General features: G+C 66.7%; 1 protein-coding gene. It reads right to left on the bottom strand.

The genetic code is table 11. The annotated features are described in order from the left end of the window. On the bottom strand, positions 1-908 hold a 908-nt coding region (locus AC1D1S_RS21290; RefSeq protein WP_476995465.1), incomplete at its 3' end, for a Fic family protein. Positions 909-1,077 lie beyond the last annotated feature (169 nt).

Genomic DNA, 1,077 nt, shown 5'->3' with positions numbered 1-1,077 from the left:
AGCGCATCGAGGGCGGCGACGGATTCGCGGGCGGCATCCGAGGCGCGGATGGCGGAACGGGCCAGGTAGAGCACGAACGGATCGGCATCACCGGAGCGGTAGTTGTTGAGCAGGCTGAAGTAGGTGTCGACGTCGGCAACCATCGCCGACGCGATTGGGGTGACGGTGTTCCTGGTGAGCCCACGACGCCGGGAAATCGCCCCGATGAGTGCCCTCCCGATCCGGCCGTTGCCGTCGGTGAACGGGTGGATGGACTCGAAGTGGGCGTGCGCGACCGCCGCCTGCGCCATGATCGGCACGTCGCTGCGGTTGCAGAAGACGATCAGGTCTTCCATCAGGTCCGGCACGAGCTCCGGCGGGGGCGGGACGTGGATGGCGCCCCGCGGTGAATGGTCACTGCCGCCGATCCAGTTCTGAACCTCCCTGAACCGGCCGGCGTGTGGGCCGTCCATCGGGTCGTTCTTCATGAGCGTGTGATGGGCGGCCAGCATTGCCTCCAGCCGGATCTCGCCGGTTCGCCCGGAGTCGTCGATCATCCCTTGTACGGCGTCGGCGGCAGCCACCATGGAGCGGGCGTCGTCACTGGCCTTGAGCCCGATCATGGCCCGGGCGTAGTCATCGCGGTTGGCGTTGACGTGCTCGATTTTGGAGGAGGAGACCGCCTCGCTGCGGAGCAGGAACCCGCTAATGGCGGCCATCCGCGTACCGGCAGTGACGTCCAGGGACGCGATGGCGACGGCGGCCTCTTCCAGGGCGACGATGGTCTCACGCCCCGGATCGAACCAGCTCCCGGCGATCAAGGGTGGCAGCGAGACCACCACCTCGGTGAATTCCCGGTCTTCGCGCGGCGGCCGCCCGGACGACTTCCACGGCATCATCTTGCTGCCGTGCGCGGGCCAGCGGGTCATGGATCCTCCGGARGTCTAAATAGTCACCCTACTATTTAGATTTTAGGGGCTAAACATGAATAACGCGACGCGTGCTTCGGAAAACCTGCCTCGGCGGGGCGCGCTGCCCTTGATCGTCGAGCCCGAGGAGCCGGCTTGCCTCCGGTCCGGCCGCGTGGCTTCCTGCTGC

The sequence above is a fragment of the Arthrobacter sp. P1_A5 genome (genome assembly GCF_056406825.1).
The sequence above is the reverse complement of the archived record's forward strand: the minus strand, read 5'-3'. Positions and strand labels throughout refer to the sequence as shown.